The sequence below is a fragment of the Planctomycetota bacterium genome (assembly GCA_039182125.1).
Lineage (GTDB): Bacteria > Planctomycetota > Phycisphaerae > Tepidisphaerales > Tepidisphaeraceae > JBCDCH01.
In genome coordinates, this window is sequence record JBCDCH010000099.1 from 1 (window position 1) to 12,557 (window position 12,557).

General features: G+C 65.3%; 14 protein-coding genes. 6 read left to right on the top strand and 8 right to left on the bottom strand.

Features of this window, described 5'->3' with window-relative positions; genetic code table 11:
• Together AAGD32_17235 and surE are read left to right on the top strand one after the other, a co-directional pair.
• Positions 1-1,082 (top strand): L-lactate permease (locus AAGD32_17235; GenBank protein MEM8875992.1); only part of this gene is annotated, 1,082 nt, incomplete at its 5' end.
• A 22-nt stretch (positions 1,083-1,104) separates the two neighbouring features.
• Entirely contained in the window at positions 1,105-1,860 is a 756-nt protein-coding gene (gene surE / locus AAGD32_17240) for a 5'/3'-nucleotidase SurE (protein MEM8875993.1), read from the top strand.
• A 13-nt stretch (positions 1,861-1,873) separates the two neighbouring features.
• Here the strand turns inward: surE and pdxA are convergent, their stop codons facing one another.
• The 3 genes from pdxA to rpmH are packed head-to-tail and all read right to left on the bottom strand — an operon-like array spanning position 1,874 to position 3,712.
• Positions 1,874-2,917: a 4-hydroxythreonine-4-phosphate dehydrogenase PdxA gene (gene pdxA, locus AAGD32_17245; protein MEM8875994.1), complete on the bottom strand. Its 1,044-nt coding sequence runs from the start codon at positions 2,915-2,917 to the stop codon at positions 1,874-1,876.
• A gap of 13 nt (positions 2,918-2,930) precedes the next feature.
• The gene (gene ribE / locus AAGD32_17250) at positions 2,931-3,539 is read right to left on the bottom strand and encodes a riboflavin synthase (GenBank protein ID MEM8875995.1); all 609 of its coding nucleotides are present in this window, start codon (positions 3,537-3,539) and stop codon (positions 2,931-2,933) included.
• Between the two features lie 17 nt (positions 3,540-3,556).
• A complete protein-coding gene (gene rpmH, locus AAGD32_17255; GenBank protein MEM8875996.1) occupies positions 3,557-3,712 on the bottom strand; it encodes a 50S ribosomal protein L34 in 156 nt (51 codons plus the stop codon).
• Positions 3,713-3,855: 143 nt separating this feature from the next.
• On the opposite strand from rpmH, the gene rnc reads away from it, so the two are divergent.
• The gene (gene rnc, locus AAGD32_17260; GenBank protein ID MEM8875997.1) at positions 3,856-4,575 is read left to right on the top strand and encodes a ribonuclease III; all 720 of its coding nucleotides are present in this window, start codon (positions 3,856-3,858) and stop codon (positions 4,573-4,575) included.
• 1 nt (position 4,576) lies between these two features.
• On the opposite strand, the gene pyrE is transcribed toward rnc, so the two are convergent.
• On the bottom strand, positions 4,577-5,098 hold the full coding sequence (gene pyrE / locus AAGD32_17265) for an orotate phosphoribosyltransferase (protein MEM8875998.1): 522 nt from the start codon (positions 5,096-5,098) through the stop codon (positions 4,577-4,579).
• Between the two features lie 21 nt (positions 5,099-5,119).
• Here pyrE and AAGD32_17270 point away from each other — a divergent pair, with 21 nt between their 5' ends.
• On the top strand, positions 5,120-5,428 hold the full coding sequence (locus AAGD32_17270; protein ID MEM8875999.1) for an MTH1187 family thiamine-binding protein: 309 nt from the start codon (positions 5,120-5,122) through the stop codon (positions 5,426-5,428).
• 3 nt (positions 5,429-5,431) lie between these two features.
• On the opposite strand, the gene AAGD32_17275 is transcribed toward AAGD32_17270, so the two are convergent.
• On the bottom strand, positions 5,432-6,535 hold the full coding sequence (locus AAGD32_17275; protein MEM8876000.1) for a Gfo/Idh/MocA family oxidoreductase: 1,104 nt from the start codon (positions 6,533-6,535) through the stop codon (positions 5,432-5,434).
• Between the two features lie 6 nt (positions 6,536-6,541).
• Between AAGD32_17275 and dacB the strand changes: the two genes are divergently transcribed.
• Both dacB and AAGD32_17285 read left to right on the top strand, forming a co-directional pair.
• Positions 6,542-7,996, top strand: a complete 1,455-nt coding sequence (gene dacB / locus AAGD32_17280) for a D-alanyl-D-alanine carboxypeptidase/D-alanyl-D-alanine-endopeptidase (GenBank protein MEM8876001.1) — start codon at positions 6,542-6,544, stop codon at positions 7,994-7,996.
• A 47-nt stretch (positions 7,997-8,043) separates the two neighbouring features.
• Positions 8,044-8,787: a hypothetical protein gene (locus tag AAGD32_17285; protein MEM8876002.1), complete on the top strand. Its 744-nt coding sequence runs from the start codon at positions 8,044-8,046 to the stop codon at positions 8,785-8,787.
• 10 nt (positions 8,788-8,797) lie between these two features.
• Here AAGD32_17285 and AAGD32_17290 read toward each other — a convergent pair whose 3' ends face one another.
• From AAGD32_17290 to AAGD32_17300, 3 genes are all read right to left on the bottom strand, one after another.
• A complete protein-coding gene (locus AAGD32_17290; GenBank protein MEM8876003.1) occupies positions 8,798-11,080 on the bottom strand; it encodes a penicillin-binding transpeptidase domain-containing protein in 2,283 nt (760 codons plus the stop codon).
• 19 nt (positions 11,081-11,099) lie between these two features.
• A complete protein-coding gene (locus tag AAGD32_17295; GenBank protein ID MEM8876004.1) occupies positions 11,100-11,603 on the bottom strand; it encodes a hypothetical protein in 504 nt (167 codons plus the stop codon).
• Between the two features lie 19 nt (positions 11,604-11,622).
• Positions 11,623-12,557, bottom strand: a 935-nt coding sequence (locus tag AAGD32_17300) for a rod shape-determining protein MreC (protein MEM8876005.1), incomplete at its 5' end; no start/stop codon positions are given.

Consider the following 12,557-nt stretch of genomic DNA (forward strand, 5'->3'; position numbering starts at 1 on the left):
CGATCGTCCCGCTGCTGCTGATCGGGATGGGTTTTTCGCCGGCGTTGTCGATCGCGGCGGTTCTGCTGTTCAACGGGCTGTTCGCGGTGTCGGGGGCGGTCGGGGTGCCGGTGACGGCGGGGTTGGCCGGGCCGTTGGATCTGGACGCGGACACCGTCCGGCGGGTCTACGCCGTCGCGGGCATCGGGGTCGCGGTGGCGTCGGTGGCGGTGATGGGGTTCGTGCGACGGCAAGTCCGAACCGAGACCGGCGAGTTGCCGCCGCGGGTCGCGTGGTTGATGCTTGCCGGGATCATGGTGACGTACGCGGTGCTCGCGCCGTGGTTGCGAGAGTTAACCGGGCTCGTCGCCGCGGGGGGCTTGGCACTCGGGTGTTTCGTGTTTCTCTTCGAGCGACAACGGATGCCGTGGCGACCTTGGTTGCCGTACGGCTTGCTCGTCGTGCTGCTGTTTCTCCCCCGTGTGTTGCCGTCGTTGTCGGAACTGATCAACGTGGAGCTGGCGCTTCGGAACGTGTTGGGTAGCGGGATTGACACCACGCTCAAGCCGTTGCGGTCGCCGTTGGTGCCGTTCATCGCGGCCGCCGGGTTGGCGTTGTTGCTTGCGAAGCGTTGGCGGGTCGACCTGCGTCCGGTCGTGTCGAAGTCGACGACCGTGTTGATCGTTCTGTTTCCTTCGCTCGCCATCACGCAGTTGATGCTCCACAGCGGTGGTGACGGGCCGTCGATGGTCGATCGTGTTGCGGGTGTAGTCGCGGCCAGTGGGCAGGCATTTCCGCTGTTGAGCCCGCTGCTCGGGACGCTCGGCACGTTCATGACCGGCAGCACGACCGTGTCCAACGTGATCTTCGGCCCGGTGCAACAGGAAGCGGCTCAGAATCTCGGACTCGAGACGGGAACAGTGCTGGGCGTGCAACTTGCCGGGGCGTCGCTGGGTAACGCGGTTTGTCTGTTCAACATCATCGCGGCAGCCGCCGTGGTCGGGACGGACAACTACAACGCCATCCTGCGCCGGACCGTGGTGCCCGTGGTGGTCGGAGCGTTGCTGGTCGCGGTCGTCGGCTACGTGGCGCTTGCGATCTAGCGGGTCGGACTACGATGCGGACATGCGATTGCTCTGCACCAACGATGACGGGATCGACGCCGGCGGCTTGCACGCGATCCGCGATGAGCTGGCCGCCCATTACACGATCGACGTCGTCGCCCCCGCGACGGTGCAGAGTGCCAAGAGCCACTCGCTCACGCTCGGCGAGCCGCTCATGGTCGAGAAGCGCAACTTCGGCGACTGGGACGGGACCGCGGTCGCGGGCAGCCCGGCCGACTGCGTGAAGCTCGCCGTCGACGCGATCCTGCCGCAGCGGCCCGACGCGGTCGTCAGCGGGATCAACCACGGGGCCAACTCCGGCATCAACGTCGTCTACTCCGGCACTGTCGCGGCGGCGATCGAGGGGGCGTTCCTCGGCCTGCCGGCGATCGCGCTGTCGTTGCACTTCGACAAGGACGCGGACAACGACCTGCACCGGGCCGCGCGGTGGTCGCTGCCGGTGGTCGAGAAGCTCTTGCCGACGCTCGGCAAGGGCGAGGTGGTCAACGTGAATCTGCCCGCGCTGCCCGCCGGAGAGTCGCCGAAGGGCATCCATGTCTGTCGGCAGTGCGTTCGGCCGTACGTCGATACCTACGAGCACCGCATCTCGCCCGGTGGCCGGGATTACTACTGGAACAACTCCCAATTTCGCCTGGACAGCACGGATGCCGATACGGACGTGGCGATGTTGCGGGACAAGTACATCACGGTGACGCCGTTGCAGTTCGACCTGACCAAGCGCGGGCAGATGGAGGGGTTGGTGGGGCTCTTTTCGTAGGGCAGGCACTGCCCTACGTCGGCATGGCGATCGACTGCTTGGCTGCCAGGCGCTTTTCCGCCAGTTCGACGGCCATGCGGACGGCGGCGGTCATGCTGCCGGGGTTGGCGCTGTTGCGGCCGACGATGTCGAAGGCGGTGCCGTGGTCGGGGCTGGTGCGGATGATCGGCAGGCCCAGCGTCATGTTCACCGACTGGTCGAACGCGAGGAGCTTGACGGGGATCAGGCCCTGGTCGTGGTACATCGCGACGACGGCGTCGTAGCGGCCTTGGGCGGCTTCGCGGAAGACCACGTCGGGTGAGATCGGCCCGATCGCGTTGATACCCGTCTCGCGGGCATGGAGGATCGCGGGGGCGATGATGCGTTCTTCCTCGTCGCCGAACAGGCCGTTCTCCGACGCGTGCGGGTTGAGCCCGGCGACGGCGATGCGGGGGTTCGGGATGCCGAAGTCATCGACGAGCGATCGGTGCAGCAGTTCGGTCGGGCGCAGGACACTGCCGATGTTGAGCGTGCCCCAGAGGCTGTTGAGCGGGACGTGGATCGTGGCGAGCACGACCTTGAGTGGCCCGCCGGCGAACATCATCGCGTGCTGCCGGGCCTTGGTCCGCTCGGCGAGAAACTCGGTGTGGCCGGGATAGCTGTACCCCGCGAGCTTCCACGATTCCTTGCAGATCGGGGCGGTGACGAGCGCGTCGGCGATGCCGTCGGTGGTGGCACGGAGGGCGTCGTTGAGAAACCGCATGGACGCTTCGCCGCCGAGCTTGGACGCGCCGCGCAGGGCCGGGCCGACGTGGTCGTAGGTGTCGTAGTCGACCACGACGACGTCGTGCGGGTAGTGACGGAGCTTGCCGCGGAACGAGTCGCGCCACCAGTACACGTCGAACTCGGCCTGGTCAGCCGCGTAGGCGAGCAACTCGTTCAGGCCGTAAACGATGAACCGGGCCCGCCGCCGCAGGTCCGGATCAGCCAGTGCCTTGACGATCACCTCCGGCCCGATGCCGGCGGGGTCGCCCATGCTGATCGCGATGGTGGGACGGTCGCCCGAGGGAACTCCCATGTGCATCAGTCTACTACGCTTTTTGAGCTTGTGCGTTCGCAACGCGCTCGAGGTGCGTGACGATCGTCTTGGCGAGGATGTCGGCTTCGAAGTTGAAGCGGTAGCCGATCGGCCGCTGACCCAGAGCCGTCTTGTCGAGCGTGGTGGGGATCAGGGTGACCTCGAACCAGTCGTCGGACAGGTCGGCGATCGTGAGCGAGACGCCGTCGATGCAGACGCTGCCCTTGGGCATGAGGTACTTGACCATTGCTTCGGGCACACGGACGCGCAGCCGCCATTCGACGTCGTTGGCGACGCGATGGACGAGCTCGGCGGTCGCGTCGATGTGGCCTTGAACGAAGTGCCCGTCGAGCCGACCGTTCGCGGCTAAGGCGCGTTCGACATGGAGCAGGTCGCCGTTGGAGATGCCGCGGAGGTTGGTCTTGTCGAGCGTCTCGGTGATGACGTCGAAGGTGACCGTGTTGTCATCGAACTCGGCGACGGTAAGGCAGCAGCCATTGATCGCGATGGACTCGCCGTGGCGGAGGTCGGTCCAGGCGTGTGAAACGGAAACGCGCCGGCCGCCGCGATGATCTTCGGTCGCGGTGACGCGGGCGGGCTGTTCGATGATGCCGGTGAACATCGCGGCGTGCGAGGTGCCTAGCGGACGCCCTTGGGCTTGCTGACGATCGAGACCTTGCGGCCCAGGCGGCGCTTACCGTTGATGATCTTTCGGCCGTTCTTGGTCCGCATGCGGGCGCGGAACCCGAACTTGCGGGCGCGTTTGATATGGCTGATTCGGCGGGGGTAATGCATGGGGAGCTTCCTTCGGGTGAGGGGCAGGTTAGGCACCCGGCCGGCCAGTGGCGAGCAAAGCGGTTGACCGATTTCGGCCCGACGGGTAGTTTTCCCCGAGCGCCGAATCTAGATGTGGAACGCCTGTGGATGACACTTTACGCATGAAGGCTGAGGAATCGCTCGGCTACGTGTTCGACAATCCCGCTCTGCTAGAGGAGTCGCTCACGCACGCCTCCATCGCCGACGATCGCCTCGACTCCAACGAACGCATGGAGTTTCTCGGCGACGCGGTGCTGGACTTGGTCGTTTGCGAGGACCTGTTTCGCCAGTATCCCGACTTTTTCGAGGGCGAGATGACCAAGATCAAATCGGTCGTGGTCAGCCGAAAGACGTGCGCGGAGATCGCCCGGGAGCTGGGGCTGGGCAAGCTGCTGATCACGGGCAAGGGGATCACCAGCGCGCGGGAGATGCCGGCGTCGCTCATCGCGAACATGTACGAGGCGGTCGTCGCCGCGATCTACCTCGACGGCGGCTTCGCCCCAGCGGCGGAGTTCGTGCGGCGGACGATGTCGCCGAAGATCAAAACCGTCGCCGAAAACCTCGACGCCCACAACTTCAAGGCGGTGCTCCAGCAGGCGGCCCAGAAGCTCCTCGGCTCGACGCCGCAGTACGAACTGCTCGACGAAAAGGGGCCGGACCACAGCAAGTGCTTCGAGGTCTGCGTGAGCGTCGATGGCCGCCGATTCGAAGGGGCGTGGGGCCCGAACAAGAAGATCGCCGAGCAGAAGGCGGCGCTGCACGCGCTCGAAGAACTCGGCGAACTGACCGAAGCTGAGGTCGAAGCGGCACTCGACATTGTCGAAAGCACCGTTGAAGTCTGATTCATTCGTCGATTCCGAGGTCCGCCTTGGTCACAAGCCCGACCATCTCGACGCCGAGTTGCTCGACGTTTTTACGCGCCCCTTCCTGCCGGTCGATGACGGCGACGAGTTTGGTTACTTCACAGCCCATGTCGCGGAGCATCTCGATCGCTTCGATCGCTTGGCCGCCGGTGGTGAGGACGTCTTCAACCAGCAGCACCTTTTCCCCGGCTTCGAGGACGCCTTCGATCTGCTTGGCGGTGCCGTAGTCTTTCTTGCTGTTGCGGATGAACACGCACGGCTTGCCCGACGCCATGGACGCACTCGCCGCCAACGCCACCGCGCCCAGCTCTGGCCCCGCAATCCGGTCGGCGTCGCCGGCATGCGCCGCGATCGCCGCGCCCAGCGCCGCCAGCGCATCTGGCTGCGTCTCGAAGCGGTACTTGTCGACGTAGTACTTGCTCTTGCGTCCGCTGCGGAGCGTGAAGTCGCCGTGCAAGACGGCCAACTCGCGAATGCGAGCCACCAGTTGATCCTTGGTCATGCCGGCAGCGTAGCGTGTCGCATGCTCCTCGCGGAATTCAGCATCTGGCCGATGGACAAGGGCGTGAGCGTCGGCGAGCACGTCGCCAAGGCGCTCGACATCGTCGAACGCAGCGGGCTTGCCTACAAGGTCGGGCCGCTCGGCACCTGCGTCGAGGGCGAGTACGACCAAGTCATGGGCGTGATCCGCGAGTGCCACGAATTGCTCTCCGCCGAGAGCGACCGGGTGATGTGTACGGTCAAGATGGACTGGCGACGCGGCAAGACCGGGCGGATCGAGGGCAAGGTCGCCAGTGTTGAAAAGCATCTGGGCCGAACGTTGAACAAGTGACGATCAGCCGTACTTGGTTTTGAGCGTTTTGTTTTGCTCCGCACTGCGGACGGCGAGGTCGATGGCGTGAATCGGCCGCCGCGCCCACTGCGGCGTGATGATCAGGTCTTCCTCGCCGGCCAACGCTCTCGCGACGTTGGCGTAGAACTTGTGCCCCTGGCTCTTCGGGTGCTTGCCGGTGGTTTCCTTGATCTTCCCGTTTCGGCCGGTCTTGCGGTGGGTCCAGCCGCTCCAGTTGATGCCGTAGCTGCCCCGGTCGCCGACGAACGTCAAGAAGTCGGGCAGGCCGTCACTGCGAACGTGGCTGATGCTCAGGTTGACCAACGCCCCGTCATCGAAACGAATCACGGCAAACGCCTCGTCCTCGACATGATCGTCGCGGTAGTCGATCTTCTTTGCGACGCTCGGCCAGTGACCCTCGGCCTTGAACCCGCTGACTTCGACCATCTCACCGGGCAGGATCTGGAAGCAATACTCGAGCAGGTGAACGCCCCAGTCGTAGAGGATGCCGCCGCTGACGGATTTGCGTGACCGCCACCAGTCGCGTGGTGCCTGGTAGCTGCCCATGTGTGCTTCGATGCGGTGCACCCGGCCGATGGTCTGCTTCTCGACGATCTCCCGAATGGCCCGCAAGATCCACCCGTCCCAATGGCGGTTGTGGTAGGTGCTCAGCAAGAGCTTGCGCTTCTCGGCGAGGGCGATGAGTTTGTCGGCTTCGGCGGTCGTGATGACAAACGGCTTCTCGTTGACGACATGTTTGCCCGCCATCAGGCATTGCCGCGCGAGCGGGTAGTGCAGGTCGTGGGGCGTGATGTTCAGCAGCAGGTCGGCCGCGTCGGCCTTGAGCAGTTCGTCGAGTGACGCGAAGGTCGCGATGCCGGGGAAGTCGACTTCCGCTTGCGCCCGGCGCTGCTCGTCAGGTTCGCAGACGGCGGTCGGCACCATCCCGCCCCGACGACATTCGGTCAGGTGCGTCTTGCCCATGTTAAACGCACCGCCATACCCGATCGCCCCGACACGAACAGGTCCATTTCCGACTGCGTACCGCCGTTTCACGCGCTTTGCCATGCCAAAGGTTGTAGGCGAATCGCTTGCGGGTACAACCATCTGCCCGTGAAACGTGTCGGATGGGACATGAAGTGTTGGAAGCTCGCGCTGCTTTGCGTGTTGCTGTACGCATCGACGGCGGTGGCCGGTTTGCAGCAGGACATCGACGCGGCAGTCCGACGGTCCGGCCTTGGTTCGGGCAATGTCGGTGTGAGCGTGGTCAAGCTCGACGACAAGCCGCGTGTTGTCGCCGGTCACAACGCCGACAGCCCCATGCTGCCAGCGAGCAACATGAAACTCGTGACCACGGCCGCGACACTGCACTACCTCGGCCCGGACTTCCGCTTTCGCACGCTGCTTGTCGAACGCGAGGTCAACGGTCGCCGCGAGGTCGGCGTCATCGGTGACGGAGACCCCACCATCGGTGACAGCGAACTGCTCGCCCAGTTCGGCTGGACCACCACGACCACGCTCGATCAGTGGGCGCGGATCCTCGAGCCCGGTGGCGACATCGGCGCACTGCTCGTCGATGACAGCGTGTTCGACCAGGAATACATGCACCCGCGCTGGGGCCAGCGCGATCAGGTTCGTCCATATGGTGCACAGGTCGGCGGCCTGAACCTCAACGCCAACTGCGTGGACTTTTACGTGCAGCCGCGTGGCAACGGGCAGCGGGTCGGCTATCGCCTCTCACCACCGACCGGTTATGCGTCGATCACCAACCGCTGCGTGAAGGGTAGTAAGAACGCGGTCATCCTGGATCGCATCCTCGGCACCAATCGCATCACGCTTGCGGGCCAGACCAACGCACGTCGGGAGCAGGGGCCGCTGCGGATCACGATCGACAACCCGACGGCGTTCTTCGGCGTGGTTCTGCGCGAGCGGATCGAAGCTGCCGGCATTGCCGTGGACGGGACGCCCATGCAGGACCGGGCGCTACGCGAAGACCTGATCAACGGCATCGGCGGCTGGCGGCACATCGGTGGGCTCGAGACCAAGCTCTCGGTGGTGCTCGCACGGGTGAACAAGTCCAGCGAAAACCTTTACGCCGAGGCATTGGTGAAGCGAATCGGCCATCACGTGACCGGCGAGTCCGGTTCGTGGGACAACGGCAACGCGGCGATCGCGTCATACCTTGCGGCGCTGGGCTTCCAGGACGGTGAGGATTTCGTGTTGTCCGATGGCTCGGGGCTTTCGCGGGGCAACCGGGTGACGCCGCGCTTGCTCACCGCATGCATCGCCGACGCCTTCGGTCGGTTCGGGACGACGTTCGTCAACTCCCTCGCCGTGGCCGGCAAGGACGGCACGATCAGTCGGCGCTTCGGACGGCACCCGGACATGGTCGGCAAGGTCTTCGCCAAATCCGGTTACATCAGCGGCGTCTACACGCTCAGCGGCGTCGTCCACACCGATGCCGGCTGGTACGCATTCAGCATCCTGGTCAACAACGCCCGTGGCGGCGCGGCTCCGAAGACCCTGCACGAAACCATCGTCGCCGCGATCGAGTCCAACGCACGGTGACTCCCGGAAGCTTGATCGGCTACACAAAATCGCCATCCTGTCGAGCCATGAAACGGGCATTCGTTCTGAGCGTGCTGTTGCTTCTCATGGTCGGTTGCGGTTCGACGCCGAAGTTTTCCCGTGAAAACGGCGAACGCACCAAGGGGTTCGTCCTCCGCGAGATGGAGTCCGTCGGCAAGACGCGCAAGTACAGCGTCTTCGTTCCGCACACGCCGCCGCCGCCGGGGGGCTACCCCGTCATCCTCGCCATGCACGGCCTCGGCGAAGGCGGGGGCGACGGCAAGGGCCCGACCAAGGTCGGCATCGGCCCGGTCATCAACAAGCAGCAGGAGAGCTTCGACTTCCTCGTCGTCTTCCCGCAGATCGGCGGCATGGTCAACTGGAACAACGACCGCTCGGCACGCATCGCCATCGACGCGCTCGACAATGCCATGCGCGATTTCAACGGCAACCCCGACCGCGTCATCGCCACCGGCTATTCCAACGGCGGGCAAGGGGCATGGGTCGTCGGTGGCAAGTACCCGGACCGTTTCGCCGGCCTCGTGCCGATGTGTGCGTACTCCGCCACGGAGTATGTACCGCAACTGAAAAACCTGCCGATCTGGGTCTGGCACAACTCGCTCGATTGGGCGGTGAGCAACGGGCACAGCGACCGAATGGTCAAGGAACTCAGGCGTGCCGGGGCGAACGTGAAGTACACACAGCCCAGCAGCGCGAGCCATGACGTGTGGGTCAATGCGTTCAAGGATCAGAATCTCTACGCTTGGATGAAGCAACAACGTCGGCGGTGAGCTTCGTGAGTCAAGGGTCGATCAGGCCACGCTCCACCGCGGACTTGAGTAGCACTTCGACCACGTCGCCGGCGGCGCGGGAGCCGCTGCCCCCGTATTGAACCATGACGCAGAACGCGATCTGCGGATCGTCGGCCGGCGCGAAGCCGATGAACCACGAATGACTGCTCGGATCGTCGTCATCCGGCCGTTGCGAGTCGCGGTGGTACCACGCGACGGGCCCCCCGTCGTTGGCGAAGGCGAAGGTCTGGATCGCCGGCTTTCCGTTTTCGTCGAGCAGCGGCCGACCGTCGGGGCCGAGGATCGGCGCCGTGAGTTTCGCACTCGACGCCGAGCCCGTCTTGCCGGCAATCTTGAACGTGAGGCCGGCGTCTTCGAGCCGCTCTCCGACCTTGCGCGCGGTGCCGGTGCGGTTGTGCATGACGTCGACCATGCCCCGCTGGGCCGCAAGCACGGCGGCGGGGTCCAATGGCAGTCGTCGGCGGTCGGTCGGTGCGTCGGGGAGCAGCTTTGGTTTCACCCAAACGCCGTTGCGGGCGATCGTCGCGGCGACGTTGGCCATCTGGATTGGCGTGACCTGCACCTGGCCCTGGCCGATGCCATTGAACCAAGATTCGCTGCGGCGCTCGGCGTCGGGGCCGTTGAACATCGCGCTGGTCCGGCCGGCGGTTTCCGGGAGTCCGATGCCGACAGTCTGGCCAAGGCCGAACGCACGTTGCCAACGGTCCAATCCTTTCAAGCCGAGTCGGTCACCGACGGTCTCGAAGTACACGTTGCAAGAACGTTCGATCGCGGTCCGGTAGTCCAAGTGCGTGAAGTCGACGCCCGGCGGGTTCGCACCGTTCTGATCGTGCGTGGCGTTGTAGCGGCGCATGATCCAGCAGCGGCCGATATGCGTGTAGGTCCGGCCGTCGATGTGTAAAAAGCCGTCGCAGAGGATGCGGTCTTCCGTGGTGACCACGCCCTCGAGGATGCCGGCCATCCCGGTGAGCGGCTTCATCGTGCTTCCCGGTGTCGTGTCGAACTGCGTCGCACGGTTGTAAAGCGGCACATTGACCGTGTCGCGCATCAGCTTGGGGAACTGCTCTTCGTAGAGGTTCAGGTCATAGCTCGGGTAGTTGACCAGCGCGAGGAGGTCGCCGCTGTTGACGTCGATGACGACGGCCGCCCCAGGTGCGGGCTGGCGGGTGAAGTAGCCGGATTTGCCCTCGGCGTTGGTCGTGATGATATCGGCGGTGATCGTCTCGAAAGCGCGTTGGATGTCTTCGGAGAAACCGATGTCGAGGGTGGTGCGGACGTCGTGGCCGGCGAGTGCCTCGGTCTCATCGGCCAACTCCCAAGCATTGTCGCCCAACTCCCGGACGACGATGCCGCGCGTGCCACGCAGCCGGCGCTCGGCGATTCGTTCCAGGCCCGCCTTGCCGATCTGGTCGTTCTGGAAGTACCGCCGACGCCGTTCACCGGTTTCCGGGTCGCTCGCCAAGTCAGCTGGTCCAACTTGGCCGAGCCGGCCGATCGCATGCGCGGCGATGTCACCGAACGGGTACACCCGGCGTTGCGTCGTCTGCAGGATCAGCGCTCCCTCGAATCGGCGAAGCTGCCGGGCAAGCTCGACACGCGCCGGCTCGGGGATCGCTTCGACGACGACATGGTGCTGAATCTCCTCGTCGATCTCCTCGTCGAAGTCTTCGAGCAGCGGGGGTTCGTGGTTCTCGCCCAGCAGCCACCGTCGCCACCACGCCGGCGGCTCGGTCGCTTCCCACTCGGAATACGCCCGGCGATGGTTGGCCCGTGCGATGAAGTCGCGGCGCGCGTGGACCTTGCCAAGGATCAGCCGGCGTTGGTCGTCGATCTCCTGGCGCGACGTGTCGGTCGCCGAGGCGAGGATGTCCCACATGTCGTCGAGGTCGTCGCGGAGCAGGTTCTTCTCCGCGTCCCAGAGTGCCTTGCGCTGTTCGCGGTCGGCGTCGAGGTACTGCCGCCAGCGGTCGGGGTCACGCTTGAGGCGGTTATACGCCCGCCACTTGAGCCACTGCTCGTCCGGCTCGACGCCGAGGACGCGGTAGTCGATCGCCGCGTCCATCTCGGGGCCGTCCTTGGCGAGGACGACGCCGTTGCGGTCGACGATCCGGCCGCGCGTGGTCGCCGTCAGCATCGACCGCGAAAGCTCGTCCGACAGGAACGACTCCCACGTCCCGCGCTGCAACACCTGCACCTGCGCCGCCCGCGCCAAGAGCACGAACGACGTGAGCAGCATGATCACCAGCAGCACGCCCACGCGACGCTTGAACATGCGACGATGGTACGCGGAATCAGTCGAAAATGCGTGGATTCCGCCGCATGCCCAGCGGCTCGGTGAGCGTCTCCAGCAGCGGCATCACCAGCGGGGCGGCGATCGTCGAAAGCACCGCCGAGAGCAGCAGCGTCGGCCAGCCGGGCCCGGTCGGTTCGTAGGTGCGGATCCAGTGGAACATCGGTGACAACACGGTGAGCAACACGCCAAAGAGCAACGCGACCAATGCCTGCACGACCGGGGCGTTGGGGATCAGCGACTTGCGCATCCGCAGCGTCAGCAGCCCCGCCGCCCCGTAAGTGAACGCGAGCAACCCGAACGGCATCGGCGTGATCAGGTCATGCCCGAGCCCGAGTAGTAACGGTCCGAGCAACGCAAACTCGGCCTGCGCCCGCACCGCGATCCATGCCGCGACGACCAGCACGAGGTTCGGCCCCCAGCCGCCCCAGCCGACGATGTCGCCCAGCCCGAGCTGCAGCCCGAGCGTGAGGTAGGCGAGGATGGCGAACGCGAAGGGCCGCATGGTCAAAAACCCTGTGGGGCTACTTGTTCATCACCTGGACTTCGGGGATCGACTTCACGTTGGCCGCCGGTTCGATCGTGACGTCGGCCCAGCCGGCGGCACTGCTACGCGGCGTGACGGCGACGACGGTCCCGACGGTGATCTGGCTCAACTCGATCGGCCATTCGCGCGGATCGTCCAGCACGGCGATGTCACCGACCTGAACGCGGAAGACGCCGTCGACCGCTTCGAGCGGGGTGCTGGTGGTTCGGAGAAAGCCGTCACCGGTGCCTTCGACGGCGAGGATGCTGTAGCCGTAGATCGATTCGCTGCCAGGCGGCGGTTCGGCAAACTCGCGGCGGACGAAGCCGGCGGTGCCGTCGATCTGCCCGAAGGCGACGGCCAGTTGCGTCCGTTTGTCGCTGAGCACCCGCACTCGCGCGCCACCAGGACCGACGTCACGAATCCGGCCGACCAGTCGGCCCGCGTGCAACACCGGATCGCCGACCTCGACCGACTCGCCCAGCGGCACCGAGATGAGCAGGTCGGCGCTGCCGGCCTCGGTGCCGATCACCTTCATCGGCGTACACAGTTCGCGCAGCCGCTTGCCGAGACGGTCGCGTTCGCTCTTGAGTTCGGAAAGCTCCTGCAGTTGTCCTTGGTAGTTGGCGAGTTGTCGTTCCAACTCGGCGACCTCGGCCGCCCAATGCTGTGCCGTCTTTTCGGTAGAGACCTCCACCTCCGGCTCCGCATGCACCCACGCCGCGATGACCCGCATGGGCTGCGTCACGGGGAGGAGCAAGTTTTGCGACATCGCACCCAGCGACCCGCCCGTCCGCGGTGGAAGAAACACTGCGGACGCAAGCGCGATAAGCATCAATGCCGCGAAGGTTTGGACAAACGACTTGGTCACGGGCATCTCCTTTGAGCGGCGACCCACGGGGGCGTTGCCAGGCGCGGGCGGGGAGCTACCCG

What these genes read in the sequence shown, in the direction of transcription:
- surE (MEM8875993.1), top strand. Translation starts at nt 1,105, where the DNA reads ATGCGATTGCTCTGCACCAACGATGACGGGATCGACGCCGGCGGCTTG.
- pdxA (MEM8875994.1), bottom strand. Translation starts at nt 2,917, where the DNA reads ATGGGAGTTCCCTCGGGCGACCGTCCCACCATCGCGATCAGCATGGGC.
- ribE (MEM8875995.1), bottom strand. Translation starts at nt 3,539, where the DNA reads ATGTTCACCGGCATCATCGAACAGCCCGCCCGCGTCACCGCGACCGAA.
- rpmH (MEM8875996.1), bottom strand. Translation starts at nt 3,712, where the DNA reads ATGCATTACCCCCGCCGAATCAGCCATATCAAACGCGCCCGCAAGTTC.
- rnc (MEM8875997.1), top strand. Translation starts at nt 3,856, where the DNA reads ATGAAGGCTGAGGAATCGCTCGGCTACGTGTTCGACAATCCCGCTCTG.
- pyrE (MEM8875998.1), bottom strand. Translation starts at nt 5,098, where the DNA reads ATGACCAAGGATCAACTGGTGGCTCGCATTCGCGAGTTGGCCGTCTTG.
- AAGD32_17270 (MEM8875999.1), top strand. Translation starts at nt 5,120, where the DNA reads ATGCTCCTCGCGGAATTCAGCATCTGGCCGATGGACAAGGGCGTGAGC.
- AAGD32_17275 (MEM8876000.1), bottom strand. Translation starts at nt 6,535, where the DNA reads ATGGTTGTACCCGCAAGCGATTCGCCTACAACCTTTGGCATGGCAAAG.
- AAGD32_17285 (MEM8876002.1), top strand. Translation starts at nt 8,044, where the DNA reads ATGAAACGGGCATTCGTTCTGAGCGTGCTGTTGCTTCTCATGGTCGGT.
- AAGD32_17290 (MEM8876003.1), bottom strand. Translation starts at nt 11,080, where the DNA reads ATGTTCAAGCGTCGCGTGGGCGTGCTGCTGGTGATCATGCTGCTCACG.
- AAGD32_17295 (MEM8876004.1), bottom strand. Translation starts at nt 11,603, where the DNA reads ATGCGGCCCTTCGCGTTCGCCATCCTCGCCTACCTCACGCTCGGGCTG.